Origin of the sequence: Cryobacterium sp. TMS1-13-1 (genome assembly GCF_004403125.1) — a bacterium.
Classification (GTDB): domain Bacteria; phylum Actinomycetota; class Actinomycetes; order Actinomycetales; family Microbacteriaceae; genus Cryobacterium; species Cryobacterium levicorallinum.
In genome coordinates this window covers 207533-226364 of the sequence record NZ_SOGX01000009.1, presented here as the reverse complement: position 1 = coordinate 226364, position 18832 = coordinate 207533, and the positions used below count along the sequence as shown (strand labels likewise).

Annotated in this window: 21 protein-coding genes; 10 read left to right on the top strand and 11 right to left on the bottom strand. The window is 64.1% G+C overall.

Annotation, left to right across the window (positions count from 1 at the left end; all coding sequences use genetic code 11):
- Nucleotides 1–82: 82 nt before the first annotated feature.
- Nucleotides 83–1543, bottom strand: coding sequence for a sugar transferase (locus tag E3T31_RS09285; protein ID WP_241977798.1), 1461 nt, complete (start codon nt 1541–1543; stop codon nt 83–85).
- 452 nt (nt 1544–1995) lie between these two features.
- Between E3T31_RS09285 and E3T31_RS09280 the strand changes: the two genes are divergently transcribed.
- On the top strand, nt 1996–2883 hold the full coding sequence (locus E3T31_RS09280) for an NAD(P)-dependent oxidoreductase (RefSeq protein ID WP_134468476.1): 888 nt from the start codon (nt 1996–1998) through the stop codon (nt 2881–2883).
- 475 nt (nt 2884–3358) lie between these two features.
- Here E3T31_RS09280 and E3T31_RS09275 read toward each other — a convergent pair whose 3' ends face one another.
- The 5 genes from E3T31_RS09275 to E3T31_RS09250 all read right to left on the bottom strand — a co-directional run bounded on the left by E3T31_RS09275 (nt 3359) and on the right by E3T31_RS09250 (nt 5465).
- Nucleotides 3359–3721: a hypothetical protein gene (locus E3T31_RS09275; RefSeq protein ID WP_134468475.1), complete on the bottom strand. Its 363-nt coding sequence runs from the start codon at nt 3719–3721 to the stop codon at nt 3359–3361.
- Complete coding sequence (locus E3T31_RS09270; RefSeq protein WP_134468474.1) at nt 3718–3993, bottom strand: hypothetical protein; 276 nt, start codon at nt 3991–3993, stop codon at nt 3718–3720. Before E3T31_RS09270 ends, E3T31_RS09275 begins: the two co-directional genes overlap by 4 nt.
- A gap of 448 nt (nt 3994–4441) precedes the next feature.
- Entirely contained in the window at nt 4442–4579 is a 138-nt protein-coding gene (locus tag E3T31_RS09260; protein WP_241977795.1) for a helix-turn-helix domain-containing protein, read from the bottom strand.
- Entirely contained in the window at nt 4576–4818 is a 243-nt protein-coding gene (locus E3T31_RS09255) for a hypothetical protein (protein WP_134468472.1), read from the bottom strand. Before E3T31_RS09255 ends, E3T31_RS09260 begins: the two co-directional genes overlap by 4 nt.
- Nucleotides 4819–5189: 371 nt before the next feature.
- On the bottom strand, nt 5190–5465 hold the full coding sequence (locus tag E3T31_RS09250; RefSeq protein WP_134468471.1) for an LPXTG cell wall anchor domain-containing protein: 276 nt from the start codon (nt 5463–5465) through the stop codon (nt 5190–5192).
- Nucleotides 5466–5641: 176 nt separating this feature from the next.
- On the opposite strand from E3T31_RS09250, the gene aroQ reads away from it, so the two are divergent.
- Both aroQ and E3T31_RS09240 read left to right on the top strand, forming a co-directional pair.
- Nucleotides 5642–6097: a type II 3-dehydroquinate dehydratase gene (gene aroQ, locus E3T31_RS09245; RefSeq protein ID WP_134468470.1), complete on the top strand. Its 456-nt coding sequence runs from the start codon at nt 5642–5644 to the stop codon at nt 6095–6097.
- A gap of 224 nt (nt 6098–6321) precedes the next feature.
- Nucleotides 6322–7920 carry an amidohydrolase gene (locus tag E3T31_RS09240; protein ID WP_134468469.1) on the top strand — a complete coding sequence of 533 codons (1599 nt, stop codon included), beginning with the start codon at nt 6322–6324 and terminating at the stop codon, nt 7918–7920.
- Between the two features lie 181 nt (nt 7921–8101).
- On the opposite strand, the gene pstB is transcribed toward E3T31_RS09240, so the two are convergent.
- The 4 genes from pstB to pstS all read right to left on the bottom strand — a co-directional run bounded on the left by pstB (nt 8102) and on the right by pstS (nt 12181).
- Complete coding sequence (gene pstB / locus E3T31_RS09235; RefSeq protein WP_092449481.1) at nt 8102–8881, bottom strand: phosphate ABC transporter ATP-binding protein PstB; 780 nt, start codon at nt 8879–8881, stop codon at nt 8102–8104.
- 20 nt (nt 8882–8901) lie between these two features.
- Entirely contained in the window at nt 8902–9990 is a 1089-nt protein-coding gene (gene pstA / locus E3T31_RS09230; RefSeq protein WP_134468468.1) for a phosphate ABC transporter permease PstA, read from the bottom strand.
- A complete protein-coding gene (pstC, locus tag E3T31_RS09225) occupies nt 9990–10931 on the bottom strand; it encodes a phosphate ABC transporter permease subunit PstC (RefSeq protein ID WP_134468467.1) in 942 nt (313 codons plus the stop codon). Before pstC ends, pstA begins: the two co-directional genes overlap by 1 nt.
- Before the next feature lie 155 nt (nt 10932–11086).
- Nucleotides 11087–12181 carry a phosphate ABC transporter substrate-binding protein PstS gene (gene pstS, locus E3T31_RS09220; RefSeq protein ID WP_134468466.1) on the bottom strand — a complete coding sequence of 365 codons (1095 nt, stop codon included), beginning with the start codon at nt 12179–12181 and terminating at the stop codon, nt 11087–11089.
- 372 nt (nt 12182–12553) lie between these two features.
- Here pstS and infA point away from each other — a divergent pair, with 372 nt between their 5' ends.
- The 7 genes from infA (at nt 12554) to E3T31_RS09185 (ending at nt 16804) form a co-directional block, all read left to right on the top strand.
- Nucleotides 12554–12775, top strand: a complete 222-nt coding sequence (infA, locus tag E3T31_RS09215; RefSeq protein ID WP_035834638.1) for a translation initiation factor IF-1 — start codon at nt 12554–12556, stop codon at nt 12773–12775.
- A gap of 67 nt (nt 12776–12842) precedes the next feature.
- A complete protein-coding gene (gene rpmJ, locus E3T31_RS09210; protein ID WP_035834639.1) occupies nt 12843–12956 on the top strand; it encodes a 50S ribosomal protein L36 in 114 nt (37 codons plus the stop codon).
- 126 nt (nt 12957–13082) lie between these two features.
- Nucleotides 13083–13457 (top strand): 30S ribosomal protein S13, encoded by a 375-nt coding sequence (rpsM, locus tag E3T31_RS09205; protein ID WP_092449488.1) that lies wholly within the window; start codon nt 13083–13085, stop codon nt 13455–13457.
- A gap of 45 nt (nt 13458–13502) precedes the next feature.
- Entirely contained in the window at nt 13503–13901 is a 399-nt protein-coding gene (gene rpsK / locus E3T31_RS09200; protein ID WP_035834641.1) for a 30S ribosomal protein S11, read from the top strand.
- A gap of 134 nt (nt 13902–14035) precedes the next feature.
- Nucleotides 14036–15025, top strand: a complete 990-nt coding sequence (locus E3T31_RS09195) for a DNA-directed RNA polymerase subunit alpha (protein ID WP_092339419.1) — start codon at nt 14036–14038, stop codon at nt 15023–15025.
- A 50-nt stretch (nt 15026–15075) separates the two neighbouring features.
- On the top strand, nt 15076–15633 hold the full coding sequence (rplQ, locus tag E3T31_RS09190; RefSeq protein WP_134468465.1) for a 50S ribosomal protein L17: 558 nt from the start codon (nt 15076–15078) through the stop codon (nt 15631–15633).
- Nucleotides 15634–15775: 142 nt separating this feature from the next.
- A complete protein-coding gene (locus tag E3T31_RS09185) occupies nt 15776–16804 on the top strand; it encodes a GNAT family N-acetyltransferase (protein ID WP_134468464.1) in 1029 nt (342 codons plus the stop codon).
- A gap of 2 nt (nt 16805–16806) precedes the next feature.
- On the opposite strand, the gene E3T31_RS09180 is transcribed toward E3T31_RS09185, so the two are convergent.
- Nucleotides 16807–18774, bottom strand: coding sequence for an acyltransferase family protein (locus E3T31_RS09180; protein ID WP_134468463.1), 1968 nt, complete (start codon nt 18772–18774; stop codon nt 16807–16809).
- Between the last annotated feature and the right edge of the window lie 58 nt (nt 18775–18832).

Genomic DNA, 18832 nt, shown 5'->3' with positions numbered 1-18832 from the left:
CGCGCCTCGACCGGCGGGGGATTGAGGGGTCTTGATCGCTCGTTCCTCGCGCCTCGACCGGCGGGAGGGGGGGGGGAGGGAGTTAGAAGGCGCCTTCTCGGGCTAGGACGGCTTTGGCGGTGCGCCAGAGGATGACGAGGTCGCCGACGAGGGACCAGTTCTCGACGTAGTAGAGGTCGAGGCGCACGGTTTGGTCCCAGGTGAGGTTGGAGCGGCCGCTGACCTGCCAGAGTCCGGTGATGCCGGGCTTGACCAAAAAGCGGCGGTGCACGTGCAGCTCGTACTCGCTGACTTCGCTTTCGAGCGGCGGGCGGGGGCCCACGAGCGACATCGATCCGCGCAGCACGTTGAACAGCTGCGGCAGTTCGTCGAGGCTGTAGCGGCGCAGAAAGCGACCGGCGCGAGTGACGCGGGGGTCGTGCTTCATCTTGAACATGACCGAGTTGCCGGCGACGCGGGGAGTGTCCTGCAGCGCGGCCAGGCGAGTTTCGGCATCCGCTACCATCGAGCGAAATTTGAGCATTTGAAAATGGTGGCCGTTGTGGCCGACGCGTTGCTGGCGAAAGAGCACCGGGCCGGGGCCGCTGAGCAGCACCACCAGGGCGATAGCAGCGAGGGCGGGGGAGAGGGCCACGATGAGCAGGGTCGATGACACGATGTCGAAGGCACGCTTGGTGAACAGGGTGCGGCCTTCGTAGCGGGGTGTTTCGACGTGGATGAGCGGCAGCCCGGCGACCGGCCGGGTGTGAATGCGCGGTCCGCCCACGTCGATGAGGCGAGGCACCATGATGAGGTGGTGGCGGCCGGGTTCGAGGCTCCAGCTGAGCTCGCGCATGCGGGTGGGGGTGATGTCGTCGCTGCTGGTGATGATGACCGTGTCGGCGCTTTGAGCATCGAGGGCTGCGTGCAGGTCGTCTATGTCGCCGAGCACGGGCACGGTGCTGCCGGGCAGGTGGGAGTCGACCGGGCCGGCGGTGACGCAGGCGCCGACCACGAGGTAGCCGGCGCCGAGGCGGGTCTGCAGCTCGCTGGCGATGCGGGCCGAGGACTCCTGGGTGCCGATCAGAATCACCCGGGAGGTGTACCGGCCTTGTGCGCGCTGGGCGACCAGCCACTGGCGCCACATCCACCGGGAGAACACAAGCACGACGATGCCGAGGGGAAACGCGAGCAAAATGTAGCCGCGCGCGACGTCGATTTTCAGCAGATAGGCCACGATGGCCAGCAGACCGAATAGCCGAACGGATGCCCCCACGATCAGCTTGTACTCGTCGAATCCGGTACCGAGCACCCGGTCGGTGCGCGTGCCATAGATGCTGAGCACGGCCATCCAACTGACGATGAGCATGACCGAGACCGAGGTATACGAGACGGCGAGGTCGGTGGAACGCACGGCCAGGTTGGCGCTATCGAAGCCGAACCAGGCGATCTGCACGCCGAAGACCACCCAGACGAGCACGAGCAGGTCGGTGACGGTGAGGCGAGCCGAATAGACAGCGTGCCAGTCGTGGGTTGATTTGGTGGGCTTTCGCGTATGCGTCATGTTCGACAAAATGCGGTCACCTCCCCCGAGTGCGCGAGCGTGCTGTGGCAAGTAGCCAGTGTGCCTAATCCTACGCGAGTGGGTTTTCCCCATTGAGGGGGTATTCGACGGCGGGATGAATGCGGCTTCGCTACCTTGAACGGTCGAATGGGTGAGTTGGGCGATCGCGACGGTGTCTGCGGAACTCGGCCATTCCGCATCCGCTCAAAGAATCGGCGTGTATTTCGACGATGCCACCGGGGCGACGATGAATACTTTCTTCGATACGCGCATTGACTCGTGCACACACCGGTGCTTCACCTTTTCGAGTCGAGCCGGGTTGAAGTAGGGTACGGAGAGGTGTCGTGGTGGGGGCGTGGGGACCTGCCCAGAGCAACGCTCGGCCTCTTCGGCGTTGCCGCCCCATCATTCGCGTACCGGTGACGCGAACCCCTCTATGAGTCAGGAATAACATGAGCGCAGTTGCCTTTATCGGTTTAGGCACCATGGGGCAAGGCATGGCCGCCAACCTCGTTGCCGGCGGGCACGACGTTACGGTCTGGAACCGCAGCGCTGTCGCGGCCGAGGCGTTGCCGTCGGAGCGTGTTGTAGTTGCCGCCAGCATTGCTGAAGCCGTCGCCGGTGCCGAGTTCGTGATGTACGCCCTGGCCGACGACGCCGCGGTGAATGATGTGGTTCTGGGCGCGCAGGGAATTGCGGCGAGCGTGGACGTCACGTCGATCGTCATCGACCTATCGACCATCTCCCCGGCCGCCAGTGCGGCTGAAGCCGCGGCTTTTTCTGCGCGCGGCGTGCGTTTTCTCGACGCGCCCGTTTTCGGTTCCAAGGGAGAGGCGGCCAATGGCGGCCTGTGGATCGTCGTCGGCGGAGATGAAGCGACCTTCGAAAGTTCCAAAGTCGTGCTGGAGCCGATCAGCGCCACGCTGCACTACATGGGGCCGTCGGGGAATGGCGCGAAGATGAAGCTCGTGGGAAATCTCGTTGTTGCTGCCCAGCTGGAAGCGCTGGGGGAGTCGCTGTCACTCGCGAAAAAGGCTGGCTTGAATCTTCACGACGTTCTCGGAGTATTTGCCGTCACTGACTTTCGCTCGCCCATCTTCGACGGTGTCGGAGCTGCGGTTGCCGCAAATGACTACTCGCCGAGCTTTGCGCTCAAGCTCATGCTTAAAGACGGCAACCTCGTGAAGGACTTCGCCGAAAGCCTTGGAGTGGCGGTGCCGGGCACGATCGCTACCGTTGGCACCATCGAGCGAGCCGTTGACGCCGGCTATGGCGAAGAGAACGCATCCGCTCTCATCAAGGTTCTCGCCTCTGACGCCGGAGTGGACCTGGCCGAGTAGCGGGGCGAGGCCGGGGTGCTCGCACGCCTTGGTCGATCGGTCGTACCTCGAGCCTTGACCGGCGGGGTGGGACCACCGTCGGCTGGCGCGAGCCGCCTTAGGAAGTCAGTCATCTCGCATCCGCTGGCAATCTATGGACAACTCAGCTGGCAGAGACCGCATCGCGCAGTTGCGTCTTGACCGAGGCTTTGTACCTAGACTTACGACGTACACCCCGGAACCGTCCCTGTAGTCCTCTTGGGAGGGCCGATCAAACGGCCGGGGTTTTGCTTTTCCTCATACTGCCAGACAGGCCCCTGCTCGGGTCTATGTGGCTGCACACCGCAGGTTTATTGGCTCCGCTGTATGGCGGCACCTGATGGAGCACTACGACCGTCCCGAGTAGGCGAACGTGGGCTCCGGGCGGAATGTCACCATCGCCGAGGTCGCGTCGGTCGCGCGGGTGGTCGGCTTCACCTGGACGACGCTGTGCCAATTATTGGCGTTGAAGGTGCTTGGTCATGTATTCGTCGAGGGCGACCCGCACGAGTTCCGAGTCGGTTTTCACGTGCATCCGATGCTTGAGAGTAGTGATGTCTTCTCTCTGACTCGCGGTGACACGAACGCGGATCGTGGGCGATGAGCCGTGGCCGGCGGTGTTATGCCCGAGGCTCGGCCGACCGCCAATGGCTTTGGCGACTGCTGCCTCGCTCCCGAGCGCCTCGAGCAACAGATGACGGCCGATTGCAGCAGCCTCGTCGCCGTGGTGGCTCTCGCCGGTGGTGCTAGTGCCGTTGGGGTGTTCCTCGAGTTCGGCGAGGCGACGATACCGTTCCTGGTCTTTCTTCGTGAGTGTCACTGGTCTTCCTCCATTTGATGCCGGTAATACGAGCCGAGCGGCATGACGTGATAAATCACGATGGTGCCTGGCGCGATAATTTCGATGAGCACCTCGATAAGACGATCGGTCTGGTCGTGCTGAGGGCCAATGAAGACCCTCCTCGGCGCGCTGGGGCTCCCGCTGTTCACTTTTACTTTGGTGCTTGTGTAGACCGGTTTGCTCATGGCGTGCAACGCATCGTTGTGGGGGATGTCCCATTTGTCCGAGCTCTCGGTCCACTCGATTCCCATAATTCAATTGTGCCACTAAACCCAGTAGTGTGCCACTAAACCCAGATGTTGTTTTCGAGCGCCAGTCGACGGGTGGGAGAACGCGGTGACCTGAGCGAAGGCGCGCAGTTGAACAAACGCTCCGAATACGACTTCGCCTCGCCTGCGAGTTCTGCAATCTGTGGCAGGCCAGCACCGACCATGGTGACGGGCAGTGAACGTTGCACTGCCTTATGCACGGACATGACCACTGCCTCGAGCTCTCCAGCGGGTCCATGACAAAAGTATTGGCATCTTATAGAAAATTAAAAAGAAGCTAATAGTCTTGAAATTAAGCCGTTTGCGGGGCGCCGCCATCCAGTATCCGCTCGTGTCGTCCGCTCTATCAGTGCCAACTATCGGCGTTGAAGGTGCTTGGACGTGCGTGTCCGCGGTGCTGTCGCCCACGTGAGTGTTGCGCGGCACCGGCCTAAGACCCCGCGGCCGCCAGACGATAACCGACGCCGCGCACGGTTTCGATGCGCTCGGCCCCGGAGCTCGTGCGCCCGATCTTTCTGCGCACATTGGCCACGTGTACCTCGAGCGAGCGCCGGTCGGAATCCGTCACGAGACCGCTCGTGGCGTAGCTCTCCCCGCGCAACTCCGGATGCGACTCGGGTCGACTTCGGCCCAGGCCGGGACGGCCGCGATGATGTCAATGGTGACCTGCCGCGCATCGGCGGCGGCACGGCTCGCCGCCCGGGAATGGTCGATCAGCACCCGAATGTCGGTGGCCGCCCGGTGCAGCTCCAACTGCGAGGTGCCGGTGCTGCGCGCCAGCAGCAGATCGGCGAGGATCGTCTCCATCTGCTCGACGCCCCGCACAATCGCCCCGGCCCGCCGCTCCACCGTCTGTGCCTGCTCGCTCGAGCGCTGTCAACGCCCGGTCGCACCTCCCGCTCCGACACGCTGGGCAGCACGATCGATCGACATCCCCGCACACCCAAGATCAATGAACTCAGGAGGAGTATTCGGCGGAAACAACTTGCTCCATTCATCAGAGCGTTGCTACGACCATATGACTTTGCCGCTCAAATCGGCCCGAAACTCACGGGTCGACGCCTGAAACTCATAGTTCGGCGGGAGGACGCCGCAGCCGGTGCGTGAGCCGCCCGCATCCGCTCGCCAGGGCCGCCATCGACCAACGCGAGCTGCCTGTGCAGCATCGTTCAACCGGGTTACGCTGTGGCGCGCTGTCGCCTGCTCGTGGTCACCAATGCGAGGCCGAGGAGGAGAGCGGCGCCACCACCCGCGAGCAGCAACACGGGAGCGTCGTAACCGGTGGAGGCGAGCCCGCTGTAGCCGACATACACCTCATCCGGCGGGACCAGGGTGCCGGTCACGGCCAAGGGCGACCTGCCCTCGGGAACGTAGGTGACAGCGGATGCTGCGGCCGGCACGGTGAAGATGGCGAGCGCGGTTAGCGCGGTGATGGCGAAGAGCTTCTTGAGCATGAGAAATTTCCTTTCAGATCGGTCGTTTTGGCACAAATCGAGACGTCGGGTGGGACTCGAAGGCCTCACCGTACCGACCTTCACCGTAGATATCTACGGGTAAATGATGATTTATCATTTATTCCTGCTAGCTGTTATGCTCTCCTGCCGCGTTGCGCGACGTGGAACAATTGCGTATGCCCAACGAGACTTCGCCCCTGCCGCTCTTCCTCGTGCTGAATGGCCCGAATCTCAATCTTCTCGGCACTCGCGAGCCCGCGCGGTACGGATCCGAAACCCTGCTCGACCTCGAGGCGCGCGTTACCGCCGCGGCCGCCCGGCTGAACGCGCGGGTCGAGTTTTTTCAGAGCAATCACGAGGGCGCGCTCATTGACGCCATCCACGGTGCCCGCGGTGTGGCCACCGGAATCGTCCTGAACGCGGGTGCCTACACCCACACCTCGATCGCCATTCGCGATGCGATCGTCGGCGTCGCCATCCCCACCGTCGAGGTGCACGTCACCAACGTGCATGCGCGCGAGGAGTTTCGTCACACCTCTTATATCGCCGAGAAAGCGGATGCCGTCATCGCCGGCGCCGGCCTGCTCGGCTACGTCTTCGCACTGGAGCTCCTGGTCGCCAAGTACGCCTGATTCGGGCGTTGACCCGCTGCGTCAGACCGAACCGATGCCCGATCGCACTGACCCGCGGTGCTGGTTGCTACATTCTTGCTGACAAAGCGGTTCCGAACTTTGCAGCGCCCGCCTTGCTTCGCAGCTCAAGAAGTTCGTCGACCGTCATGGCGAAGCGATACCAGCCGCGCACCCGGCTGTAGGGTGGCTGTTGCGGCGCCAGCCCTCGACCGAACGGACGAACCATGCCCGATCTCGTTTTGTGCTCCGTCAGGCAACCTGGCGACACCTCAATCTCGGATGTGCACATAACCGGCGGCATCATCACGCAGATCGTGCCCGCCGGCACAGGCTCAACCCGCCCGCACCCAACCCGCCCGGCCCCCGCCGTTGCAGGCCCGACCGGCACTCCCGCCGCCGTGGATCTCGACGGCCGCACCGTCATCCCCGGCCTCTGGGACGAACACGTGCACCTCACCCAGTGGGCGCTCACCGGCGCCCGATTCGACCTCTCGGCGGCAGCATCCGCTCGCGATGCCCTCGAGCTCGTGCGCGCGCAGGCCATTGCTGCGGCGCGGTCGACCCCGCTGATCGGCGTCAGATTTCGCGATGCGATCTGGGCCGACGCACCCACGCTACGCGGTCTCGATGAGGTGACGCGGGGGCATCCGACCGCTTTGATCAGCCACGATCTGCACTGTGTCTGGCTCAACAGCGCGGCCGCCGAGCGTTTCGGCGTGCCGGTCGACGAATCCGGACTGCTGCGCGAGCAGGCCGCGTTCGCCCTCACTATTGCGCTCGGCCAGCTGCCCGATGCCGAGGTCGATGCCCTGGCTGCTCAGGCCGGAAGCCGGGCCGCAGCCCGCGGCGTTGTCGGCATCGTCGACTTCGAAATGACCTGGAACCCGGGCGTCTGGCAGCGCCGCATCGCCAACGGATTCGACTCCCTGCGCATCGAAGCCGGCGTCTACCTGGCCGACCTCGACCGCGCCATTGCCGAACGGATGCACACCGGCGACCGCATCGCAGACACCCGCGGCCTGCTCAGCGTGGGACCGCTCAAGATGCTCATCGACGGTTCGCTGGGAACCCGCACGGCGTTCTGCGTCGACGAGTATCCGGTCGGCGGGCACGGCGTGCTGACCGTGAGTGAAGACGACCTGGTCGAGATTCTCGTGAACGCCAACGCGGCCGGGCTACTGCCCGCGGTGCACGCGATCGGCGATGCCGCGAACACGATCGCGCTCAACGCCTTCGAACGTGCCGCGCTGGCTGGCCCTACCGCCGGCAGCGATCATGCCGACCGTGCTGGCCGCAACAGCGCGACCGCCCTCGCCGACCGGGCCTCCGTCGTCGGACGCATCGAGCACGCTCAGTTTCTGCAGGCCGATGACTTCGCGCGCTTCGCCCGCCTCGGCGTCATCGCGAGTGTGCAGCCGGAACATGCGCTCGACGACCGCGACACGGTGGAACTGAACTGGGCCGCCGGAGCCAACCGCGTCTTCGCCCTGCGCTCCCTGCTCGACGCCGGCGCGACACTCGCATTCGGATCCGACGCCCCCGTCGCACCCCTCGACCCGTTCACCGCCATGAGCGCCGCGTCGTCCAGGGCCCGCAGCGACGGCCGCAAACCCTGGCGACCCGACCAAGTCGTGACCCGCAGCCAGGCACTCGCTGCCTCAGCCCGTGGACGCACCCGCCTGCGCGTCGGCGACGTCGCCGACATCGCCATCCTCGACGGCGACCCGCTGACCGTCTCCGACGCAGTCTTCGAACGGATGCCCGTCGCCGCGACGCTCCTGGCCGGTCGCGTCACCCACGGCGGAGCCCTCTTCGCGGGCTAGTTGTCCACGGACGGGTCTCAGTGGACAACTTCGGTGGGTTAAGGTGGGTCGTCACCCACCAAAGTTGTCTACTGAGTCGATGCCCTGAAACTCACGGCTCGGGATGCCGACCTACCCGAACCGACCTACCCGAACCGACCTACCCGAACCGACCTACCCGAACCGACTTACCCGGAGCGACCTACCCGAACCGACCTGACACGTAGTCCTCGGTCGCCTGCACGCTGGGGTTAGAGAACATCGTGGTCGTGTCGTCGTACTCGATCAGCTTGCCGGGCTTGCCGGTGCCTGCAATGTTGAAGAACGCGGTGCGGTCAGACACCCGCGAGGCCTGCTGCATATTGTGCGTCACGATCACGATCGTGTACTCGCTCTTCATCTCCTCGATGAGGTCTTCAATGGCGAGCGTCGAGATCGGGTCGAGCGCGGAGCACGGCTCGTCCATCAGAATCACATCGGGCTCGACCGCAATGGCGCGCGCGATGCAGAGGCGCTGCTGCTGCCCGCCGGAGAGACCCGATCCGGGACGCGCGAGGCGGTCCTTGACCTCGTTCCACAGGTTGGCGCCGCGGAGGGCTTTTTCGGTGAGGTCGTCGGCATCCGTTTTGCTCATGCGACGGTTGTTGAGCTTGACGCCGGCCAGCACGTTGTCCTGAATCGACATGGTCGGAAACGGGTTCGGCCGCTGAAAGACCATGCCCACCTGGCGGCGCACGAGCACCGGGTCAACGCCCGGTCCATATAGGTTGTTGCCGTCGATGAGCACTTCACCCTCGACACGCGCGCCGGGGATGACCTCGTGCATACGGTTCAGCGTGCGAATGAACGTCGACTTTCCGCACCCGCTCGGCCCGATGAACGCGGTCACCGTGCGGGGTTCGATCACGATCGACACGCCTTCGACGGCGAGAAAGTTGCTGTAGTAGACGTTGAGGTCGTTGACTTCGATGCGCTTGGACATGAGTCCCTTTCTAAGAAGTGTTAGCGGCCCAGCTTGGGCGAGAACCAGTGGGCGATGAGGCGGGCGAGTCCGTTGAGCAGCATCACGATGAGAATCAGGGTGAGCGCCCCGGCCCAGGCCCGGTCGATATACGCCTGCGAATCCGCTCCCTGGTTGGCGTATTGCGTGTACACGAACACCGGCAGCGTCATCATCCGCTCACCGAACAGGTCATAGTTCATGCTTGAGGTGAATCCGGCGATGATCAGTAGCGGAGCGGTCTCACCGATGACCCGGGCGATCGACAGCATCACACCGGTGACGATTCCGGCAATGGATGTCGGCAGCACGACCTTGAGAATGGTCAGCCATTTTGGCACCCCGAGTGCAAAAGCGGCCTCGCGCAGTTCGTTCGGCACGAGCTTGAGCATCTCTTCGCTTGAGCGCACCACGACCGGAACCATCAGCACCGACAGCGCGATCGCCCCGCCGAATCCAAAGCGGATGCCCGGGTCGTCAAACAACAGCGCGAACAGCGCGAAGGCGAATAGCCCGGCAACGATCGAGGGGATCCCGGTCATCACGTCGACGAAGAAGGTGATGGCCTTGGCGAGCTTGCCACGGCCGTACTCGACCAGGTAGATCGAGGCCAGCAGCCCGATCGGCACCGAGATGAGCGTGGCCATTCCGGTCACTATGAGCGTGCCGATGACCGCGTGCAGCACGCCGCCGCCGGCACCGACCACGTTGCGCTGTGAGGAGGTGAAGAACGTCGGCGTCAGAAACGCGGGCAGCCCGTTGACCACGGTCGTGTAGATGATCGACACGAGCGGCAGCAGCGCGATGACGAAGGCCGCCGTCACGAGCGCTGTCATCAAGCGGTCCTTGGCCTTACGCGAACCCTCGACCAGTCGGGAGAGCACGTAGATGGCCACGCAGTACAATACCGTGCCGAACACGACCGTGCCGACGACGTTGAAACCGTCGACGCTGCCTGACAGAAACAGCATGGCGAAAAACGCGGCTGAAACGGCCCAGCTGGCCAACAGCACCCAGAGCGAGGAACGGCGTGGCAGCTTGCCCGCGGTAAGCGAGTTGGTCAGCGGCGAAGCTTCCAAAACGGATGTCATCAGTTGGCTCCCGAAAATGCCTTGCGGCTGTTGATAATGACGCGGGCCAACATGTTCACGAGCAGGGTGACTACGAAGAGCATGAGGCCGGTGGCCAGCAGAATATTCACGCCGACGCCGTGGGCCTCCGGAAAGTTCAACGCGATGTTCGAGGCAATGGTGTTCGAATTCTGAGCGGTGAACAGCTGAAAGATGACCTCGGAGGTGGGGGAGAGCACCATGGCCACGGCCATCGTCTCACCGAGGGCCCGGCCAAGGCCGAGCATCGAGGCCGAGATGATTCCGGGCAATCCGAACGGCAACACCGCCATGCGAATCATTTCCCAGCGCGTTGCGCCGAGGGCCAGGGCGGCTTCCTCGTGCAGCAGCGGCGTCTGCAGAAAGATTTCGCGGCAGATGGCCGTGATGATCGGCAGAATCATGACGGCGAGCACGATGGCGACCGTGAAGATGGTGCGACCGGTGCCCGAAGCGGGGCCCTGGAACGGGGTGAACCACCCGAACCACTCAACCAGGGTGGTGTAGAACGGCTGCACCATCGGGGCGAGCACGCCGATGCCCCAGAGCCCAAAGACCACCGAGGGAACGGCGGCGAGCAGGTCGACCAGGTAGCCGAGCCCCTGAGCGAGCTTGCGCGGGGCGAAGTGCGAGATGAACAACGCAATGCCGATAGCGACGGGCACGGCCATGAGCAGGGCCAAAATGGCCGAGTAGATGGTGCCGAAGACGAGCGGGCCCACGTACGACCAGAAGTTGGTCACATCACCGCTGAAATCATCGGGTGCGGCGACGAACGCCGGCAGGCTCTCCACGAGGAGGAAGACTGCCACGGCGGCGAGCATGGCCAGAATCAGGCTGCCGGCAATGACGGTGGCCGAGGAGAAGATGCGGTCACCCGGCCGTTGCCTGGCCTTGATGGTCGTGGCGGCAGCTGTGGTCATGCCGGGGTCTCCCTAGAAAACAAAAACTGGTGAAATCCTGATGCCGGGTATCGGTGTTGGGGTGCGAACGTCAATAAAAAGACGTGCACACCCCAGTCTGCCCGATCAGCTCCCGCACATGTGCGAAAAGCTGACCGGGCAGGTGTGTTCAGGTGTTACTTGACGGTCGCGAGAACCGCGGCGACATTGTCGATGAGCTCGGAAGTCATCGGTGCGACGCCGGCGAACTCTTCAGCAACGGCCTGCCCTTCGGCGCTGGAGATGAACTCAACGTAAGCCTTGACGAGCTCACCCTGGGCGGCGTCGGCGTACTCGTTGCAAACGATCGCGTAGCTCACCAGAACCAGCGGGTATTCCGCCGGGTTGGTGGTCTTGCGGTTCAGGTCGAGAGAAAGGTCATCGGCTGCGCGGTCGGCCACGAGGGGCGATCCGGCGACTACCTCGGCCGCAGCCTCGGGGGTGTAAGCGACGAACTCGTCGCCGACCATGAGCTTGGCGGTGCTGAGGTCCTTGGCCTGTGAAGCGTCGGCGTAGCCGATCATGTTCGTGCCGTTGGTGACAGCGTCAACGACGCCCGAGGTACCCTTGGCGCCTTCTCCGCCGAACGGGAAGGTGTCAGAGGCCTTTTCGGTCCACACGGTGGGTGCGGTCTGGCCGAGGTAGTCGGTGAAGTTCTTGGTGGTGCCCGAGTCGTCCGAGCGGTGCACGGCGTGAATGACCTCGGAGGGGAGGGTCGCGTCGGGGTTCAGCGCGACGATTGTGGCGTCATCCCAGCTGGTGATGGTGCCGGCGAAGATCTTGGCGAGCGTGTCGGCGTCAATATTGAGTTCGTCAACACCATCGACGTTGAAGATCACGGCGATCGGGGAGATATAGACCGGAAGGTCGACAGCCTTGGAATCGGGAGCGCAGGAGGCGAACGTGCCTGCCAGCTCGTCTTCACCGAGGTAGGAGTCACTGCCGGCGAAATCGGTGCCGCCGGCGATGAAGGCTTCGCGACCGCCGCCGGAGCCGGAGGGCTCGTAGTTGATGGTCACGCCGGTGTTGGCGGTCTGGAACGCGGCGATCCAGGCCTGCTGGGCGGCGTCCATGGCGGAGGAGCCGGCGCCGTTCAGGGTGCCGGTGAGCGTGCTAGCAGATGCATCGTCGCCGGTGGTGGCAACATCGCCTTCGTTTGCTGCGCAGGAGGACAGTGCGAGGCCTGCGGCAATGGCGATGACCGCGGGGCGGCCGAAACGCTTGAAGTTCACGTGAATCCCTTTCAAGAAGAACAAGACATGATTGCTGGTGCATGGGCCGGTGCTGACCCGTAGACGAGGTTAAGTAAATGAAGTAACCGCCGACCGACGCCAAGGTAAACGGAAGGTTAACGGGCGATAACGTTTCCGGCGTGGGCGGGCCGTGATGCGGGGCATCCGTTCTATGAAGCGGTCGCCAGGCAGATGGCGAGGCGGAGTCGGTAAGCATCGGAATGCACTGCGGCGGGGCCGATTATAGGACTGAATTGCCAAAAGGCAATCTCATACCATAGGATTGATCCTTGGTGTCTGGTGTCGTCTTTCGTGGCGGGTCTGGCACCAATCCCGCGTGACCAGCATTCAATACAGAGCGACAGTGAGGGTATGGCCAAAAAAGACGGTGTCATCGAAATCGAGGGCGCGGTAGTCGAAGCTCTGCCCAACGCGATGTTTCGCGTTGAGCTGTCAAACGGCCATCGAGTTCTTGCCCACATCTCGGGCAAGATGCGTCAGCACTACATCCGTATCCTCCCCGAGGACCGCGTGATCGTTGAGTTGAGCCCGTACGACCTGACCCGCGGCCGGATTGTCTACCGCTACAAGTAACGACTGCTGTAAGTAACGGCCGACGGCATCCCGTTGGTACGAAGACAGCGAAAAACAAGGAATCACCATGAAGGTCAAGCCCAGCGTCAAAAAGATCTGTGACAAGTGCAAGGTCATCCGCCGCAACGGCAACGTGATGGTCATCTGCGAGAACCCGCGTCACAAGCAGCGCCAGGGATAATCTCTCTCTTCGAGATTCACCTGCATAAGTAAATAGCAGTTCCGGGAGCCCTTCGGGGTGACACCATCGGTTGGAGGCCGGTGTACAGGAACTGTTACAGACCTCCATCACTAAACAGGAGACACAATGGCACGTCTAGCCGGCGTCGACATCCCGCGCGATAAGCGCGTGGAAGTTGCATTGACATACATTTACGGTGTTGGCCGTACGAGGGCCCTCAAGACTCTCGCCGACACTGGAATCGATGGAAACATCCGCGTCAAGGATTTGAGCGACGACCAGCTCGTCCTTCTCCGCGACTACGTCGAGGGAACCTTCAAGGTTGAGGGTGACCTCCGCCGCGAGGTTGCCGCTGACATCCGCCGCAAGGTTGAAATTGGCAGCTACGAGGGCATCCGCCACCGCAAGGGCCTGCCCGTTCGCGGTCAGCGCACCAAGACCAACGCTCGCACCCGCAAGGGCCCGAAGCGCACCGTAGCCGGCAAGAAGAAGGCGCGCTAGGCCTCGGCCTAGCCCGCTAACGCCTTTAGGATTCAGGAGAAATTCATGGCACAACCCAAGTCGGCCGTACGGAAGCCGCGTAAGAAAGAAAAGAAGAACATTGCTGTGGGCCAGGCCCACATCAAGAGCACCTTCAACAACACGATCGTGTCGATCACTGACACGACCGGTGCCGTCATCAGCTGGGCCTCTTCGGGCCAGGTTGGTTTCAAGGGTTCGCGCAAGTCGACCCCCTTCGCCGCACAGCTGGCCGCCGAATCGGCCGCCCGCCAGGCGCAGGAACACGGCATGAAGAAGGTTGACGTCTTCGTCAAGGGACCCGGCTCGGGCCGCGAAACCGCGATCCGTTCGCTGCAGGCCGCTGGCCTCGAGGTCGGATCGATCAACGACGTGACGCCCCAGGCTCACAACGGATGCCGTCCGCCCAAGCGCCGCCGCGTCTAAAGCACTCGCTGTCATCTCGACGGGCTCGGCACGTGAATGGCGCCGAGCCCCGTCGGGACTCTTTTCTTTCAACTTTTCACACTCTCGTCATTGCAAGTGTCATATAGCGGACACTTAGCCGAAAGGAATCAACAGTGCTTATTGCACAGCGTCCAACGCTCACCGAAGAGAACATCTCGGAGTTCCGTTCACGGTTCATCATCGAGCCGCTCGAACCTGGCTTCGGCTACACCCTCGGCAACTCGCTTCGCCGTACTCTGCTCTCCTCGATTCCGGGCGCTGCTGTAACCAGCATCCGTATCGATGGCGTGCTGCACGAGTTCAGCACCGTCCCCGGTGTGAAGGAAGATGTCACCGAGATCATCCTGAACATCAAGGGCCTCGTCGTCTCGAGCGAGCACGACGAGCCCATCACCGCGTACCTGCGCAAGCAGGGTGCCGGCCAGGTTACCGCCGCTGACATTTCGGCTCCGGCCGGCGTCGAGGTGCACAACCCGGAACTGGTCATCGCAACCCTCAACGACAAGGCGAAGTTCGAACTCGAACTGACCATTGAGCGTGGCCGTGGTTACGTGTCCAGCACCCAGAACCGCAACGAGTTCTCCGAAGCCGGCCAGATTCCGGTCGACTCGATCTACTCGCCCGTGCTCAAGGTGACCTATCGGGTCGAGGCAACTCGTGCCGGAGAGCGCACTGACTTCGATCGCCTCGTCGTTGACGTGGAGACCAAGTCGGCCATCTCGCCGCGCGACGCCATCGCATCCTCTGGTCGCACCCTGACCGAGCTGTTCGGCCTGGCCCGCGAGCTCAACACCGCCGCCGAGGGCATCGAGATCGGCCCAGCGCCGGTTGACGCTGTGCTCTCGACCGAGCTTTCGATTCCGATCGAAGACCTCGACCTGTCGGTGCGCTCGTACAACTGCCTCAAGCGCGAAGGCATCAACAATGTCAGCGAACTGGTCGCCCTGTCGGAGACCCAGCTGATGAACATCCGCAACTTCGGGCAGAAGTCGGTTGACGAAGTGAAGGACAAGCTCGTTGAGCTCGGCCTGTCACTGAAGGATTCGGTTCCCGGATTCGACGGCGCACACTTCTACAGCGGCTACGAAGAAGAGACCAACTAAGGCTCGCGCTTCAACGCTGCCTTTCGATTTTTTGATACTGGAGATTACCAATGCCTAAGCCCACAAAGGGCCCCCGTCTCGGTGGCGGCCCGGCGCACGAGCGCCTCATGCTTGCGAACCTGGCCGCGGCCCTGTTCACCCACAAGTCGATCAAGACGACCGAGACCCGTGCCAAGCGCCTGCGTCCGCTCGCCGAGCGCATGGTGCAGTTCGCCAAGCGCGGCGACCTGCACGCCCGTCGTCGCGTTCTCGCGACGATCACCGACAAGTCCGTCGTGCACGAGCTGTTCACGGTCATCGCCCCGCAGGTCAACGAGCGTCAGGGCGGTTACACCCGCATCACGAAGCTCGGTTTCCGCAAGGGTGACAACGCGTCCATGGTGCAGATGGAGCTCGTTCTCGAGCCCCTGACCCCCAAGGTCAAGCGCTCCAAGACCGCGACCGTTGCCGCGACCCCCGTCGGGTCCGAGAACATCGTTGTCGAAGACGTAGTTGCTGAAGACGTAGTCGTCGAAGACGCTGCCGTCGAAGACGCTGCCGTCGAAGAGACCGTCGTAGCCGAAGATGCAGCCGTCGAAGACGCTGCGCCCGAGGCCGACAAGAAGTAGCACCACCACCGAAGGGGGGCCCACGAAAGTGGCCCCCCCTTTTTTTTCATCCTCCCCCTTCTCGCGAGAGCGCAAAAAGTGCCCGATTGGACCCCTCAATCGGGCACTTTTTGCGCTCTCGACGAAAAGATAGGGTGGGGGGATGGTTGATTACGAGACATCGTTGACGGAACGCGTGGGAGCTGCCCCGGTGCCGGTGGTTCTGTCGCACCCGGACGTCGCTGTGTGGCGCGCGGCCACCGAGAGCGACATCGACGGCATCTGGCAGCTGCGCCAGGCCATGGGCGAGGTCGATCACCCCAACTACCTGACTGCCCGCGGCGCGATCGCCGCCGACTTCGGCTACTCCCACTTTCACGCCGACCGAGACTCGCTCGTCGGCGTCGACGCGTCCGGACGCATCGTTGCAGTCGGCATGGTCATGTTTCCGCCGCGGCAGGTGAGCCTGGTGCGCTCGATGCCGATCGGCGGGGTGCATCCGTCGCTCCGCGGTCGGGGTATCGGCCGCCAGCTGCTGGCCTGGCAGCTGGCGCGGGCGAAGCAGCAGCTCGCTTCGTCGCCCAAACAACTGCCGGGCTGGATCCTGACCTACGCCGACGAACGTTCCCCGCAGAACTCTGCGCTGTTCGAGTACGCGGGCCTGACGCTGGCGCGTTACTTTCTTACCCTCGAGCGTGCACTGGATGCCCCGGTGCGGGTGATCGAGCCCGCCGAAGGTATTCGCGTTGAGGTATATACGGCCGATCTGTCGGCAGCGGTCCATAAAACCCGCGACGAGGCCTTCATGGACCACTGGGCCAGTCAGCCAATGAGTGACGAGAACTGGAACGCCTTCGTCGGCGGCAAATGGTTTCGCCCCGACCTCTCGTTCGTCGCGTGGGCCGGCGACGAGGTCGTCGGCTTCGTGCTGTCGACCGCCAACGAGAACGTCTGGGCCAGCCAGGGGTTCACCGGTAGTTACATCGACCTGGTCGGTGTATTAAGCGGATGGCGTGGCCGCCACATCGCGCAATCCCTCCTGGCGGCCCAGCTGGCTGCGGGGCAGGCGCTCGGCCACGAGCGCGTGACCCTCGCGGTCGACTCCGCGAGCCCCACCGGAGCCCTCGGCCTGTACACGGGCATGGGTTTCGTGCCCACGCATCGCAAGATGGCGTACACCCTCGAGTTCTGACCTCAGCGGTACGGCGGGGCCGTGGGCGCGTCGGCGTCACGCAGCAGCCAGCTCATGTCGGCCAGCGGCGGCAGCGTGGCCAGACGGTCCAGCGCCGCCAGCACCTGGTCGGCGTAGAGCTGCCCGCCGCTCGGGCCCGGATGCACCTGGTCGCCGGCGAGCAGGTCGAGGCGCCCGGCGATCGTGTCGTGCCAGTTGGCGAGCTCGACCCGGCGATTGCCCGCTGCGAACTCGGCCAGGGTCGTATTGACCCCGTCGGTCCAGTCGCGGTCGGCGTAGGCGTTCACGAGCACGAGCTGCCGGTCCGGGCCGAGAATGCGCAGAATGGACACGAGTTCGCTCGCCGTGATCGGGCCGTTGGTGCCGAGACCGATCACGACCACCGGATGCAACTGGCCGGCGGCCTTGAGCGCCAGCAATATGTCGTCTGCGGAATACATTCCGCGCGACACCGAAGCATCGATCGTGATGCCCGTGAGGGTCTCCTGCAATTCCGGGGCAGAGGCGAGCATGACCGAGTCGCCGACGGCGGTGATCAGTCCCTCGGCTGGGGCCGGGGTCGCCGTGGCCTGGCGGGCCGCCTCGGCGGCCGCAGCCTGCGCGGCGGCGCGCGCCGCAGCATCCACTGCCCGTTGGCCGCGTTCGATGCGCAACTGCGCCGAGGTCTGGGCGGGGGCGGTCAGGACGGCGGCCGTGGTGCCGCCGACCAGCAGAAGCGAGAGGGCTGCGGCGGCCGCGACCAGGCGGCGTCGCTGCGCGGGGCCGGTCAGGAGCGTGCCGATCAAACGGATGCTGCCGCGCAGGCCGATCCGCCGGATCGGCTGCTCCAACCAGCGGTAGGACAGGCCCGCGCAGGCCAGCGTGATCGCCGTGGCGAGCAGCCCGATAGGCAGCGGGCCGCCGGTCGGCCACAGCAGCTGCACCAGAACGAGCAGTGGCCAGTGCCACAGGTAGATTCCGTAGGATCGTTCGCCGAGGTAGCGCAGCGGCGCCCGGTCGAGCAGCTGGCCGAAGCGGCCGCCACGCACACCGGCCCAGATGGCGACGGCTGTGGCCAGGCTCACCGCGACCAGGCCGCCGCGGTAGGTTGCGCTGCCGTCCTCGGGCAGCCAGATGGCGAAAGCGATGATCGCCGTGATCGCGGCCGCGCCGAGCCAGGGCCGCAGCCGGGGCAGCTCGTTGCGGTGCCCGCTCGGACGGCGCAGCAACAGCGCGAGGGCCGCCCCGGCGAACAGCCCGAAACTGTGCGTGTCCGAGCCGTAGTAGACCCGGGTCGGGTCGGCGCCGGGCTGATACAGCACGCCCATCCAGATCGCGGAGGCGACGAACAGTGCGGTGACGATGGCCAGCCGCAGACGCGGGCGACGAAGGAGCAGCACGGCCAGCAGCATGAGCGGCCAGACCAGGTAGAACTGTTCCTCGACGGCGAGCGACCAGAGGTTGCGCAGCAGCTCGGGCTCGTTCACGCTGAAGTAGCTGTTGTCCGTCGCGATCGACACCCAGTTGTAGCCGAAGGTCGTGGCCCCCAGCAGCTGAGCGCCGAGGCCGACGAGAACATCGCCGCCGATCAAAAATGCCACGGTGCAGCTGATCAGAATCACCGGAACCAGCGGCGGCACTAGGCGCCGGGCCCGCCGCTGCCAGAACCGGCGCAGCGAGATGCGCCCGGTGCGGGTGTGCTCGGAGACGAGCAGACCCGTGATTAGAAAACCGCTGATCACGAAGAAAACGTCGACGCCGATGAAGCCTCCGGGCAGCAGCACCGGAAAGAAATGGTAGAGCACGACGGCGATCACGGCGAGGGCGCGCAGGCCGTCGAGGCCGGCCAAGCGGCCACGGCGCGCGAGCGGCGCTGCGGCCGCCCGAGCCGGACTGTTTTGCGGTCCGATCACGGGTTCTTCGAACACGGCGGCGCCGGTCGACGACGGAGTCCTCCCGGCAATGGGAGACGGTGCGACAGGGCGGGTCATGGGTAAGACGAGCATTCGGATGCCACGCGCACGGGGGTCATGCGCTGGGCCGGATTCA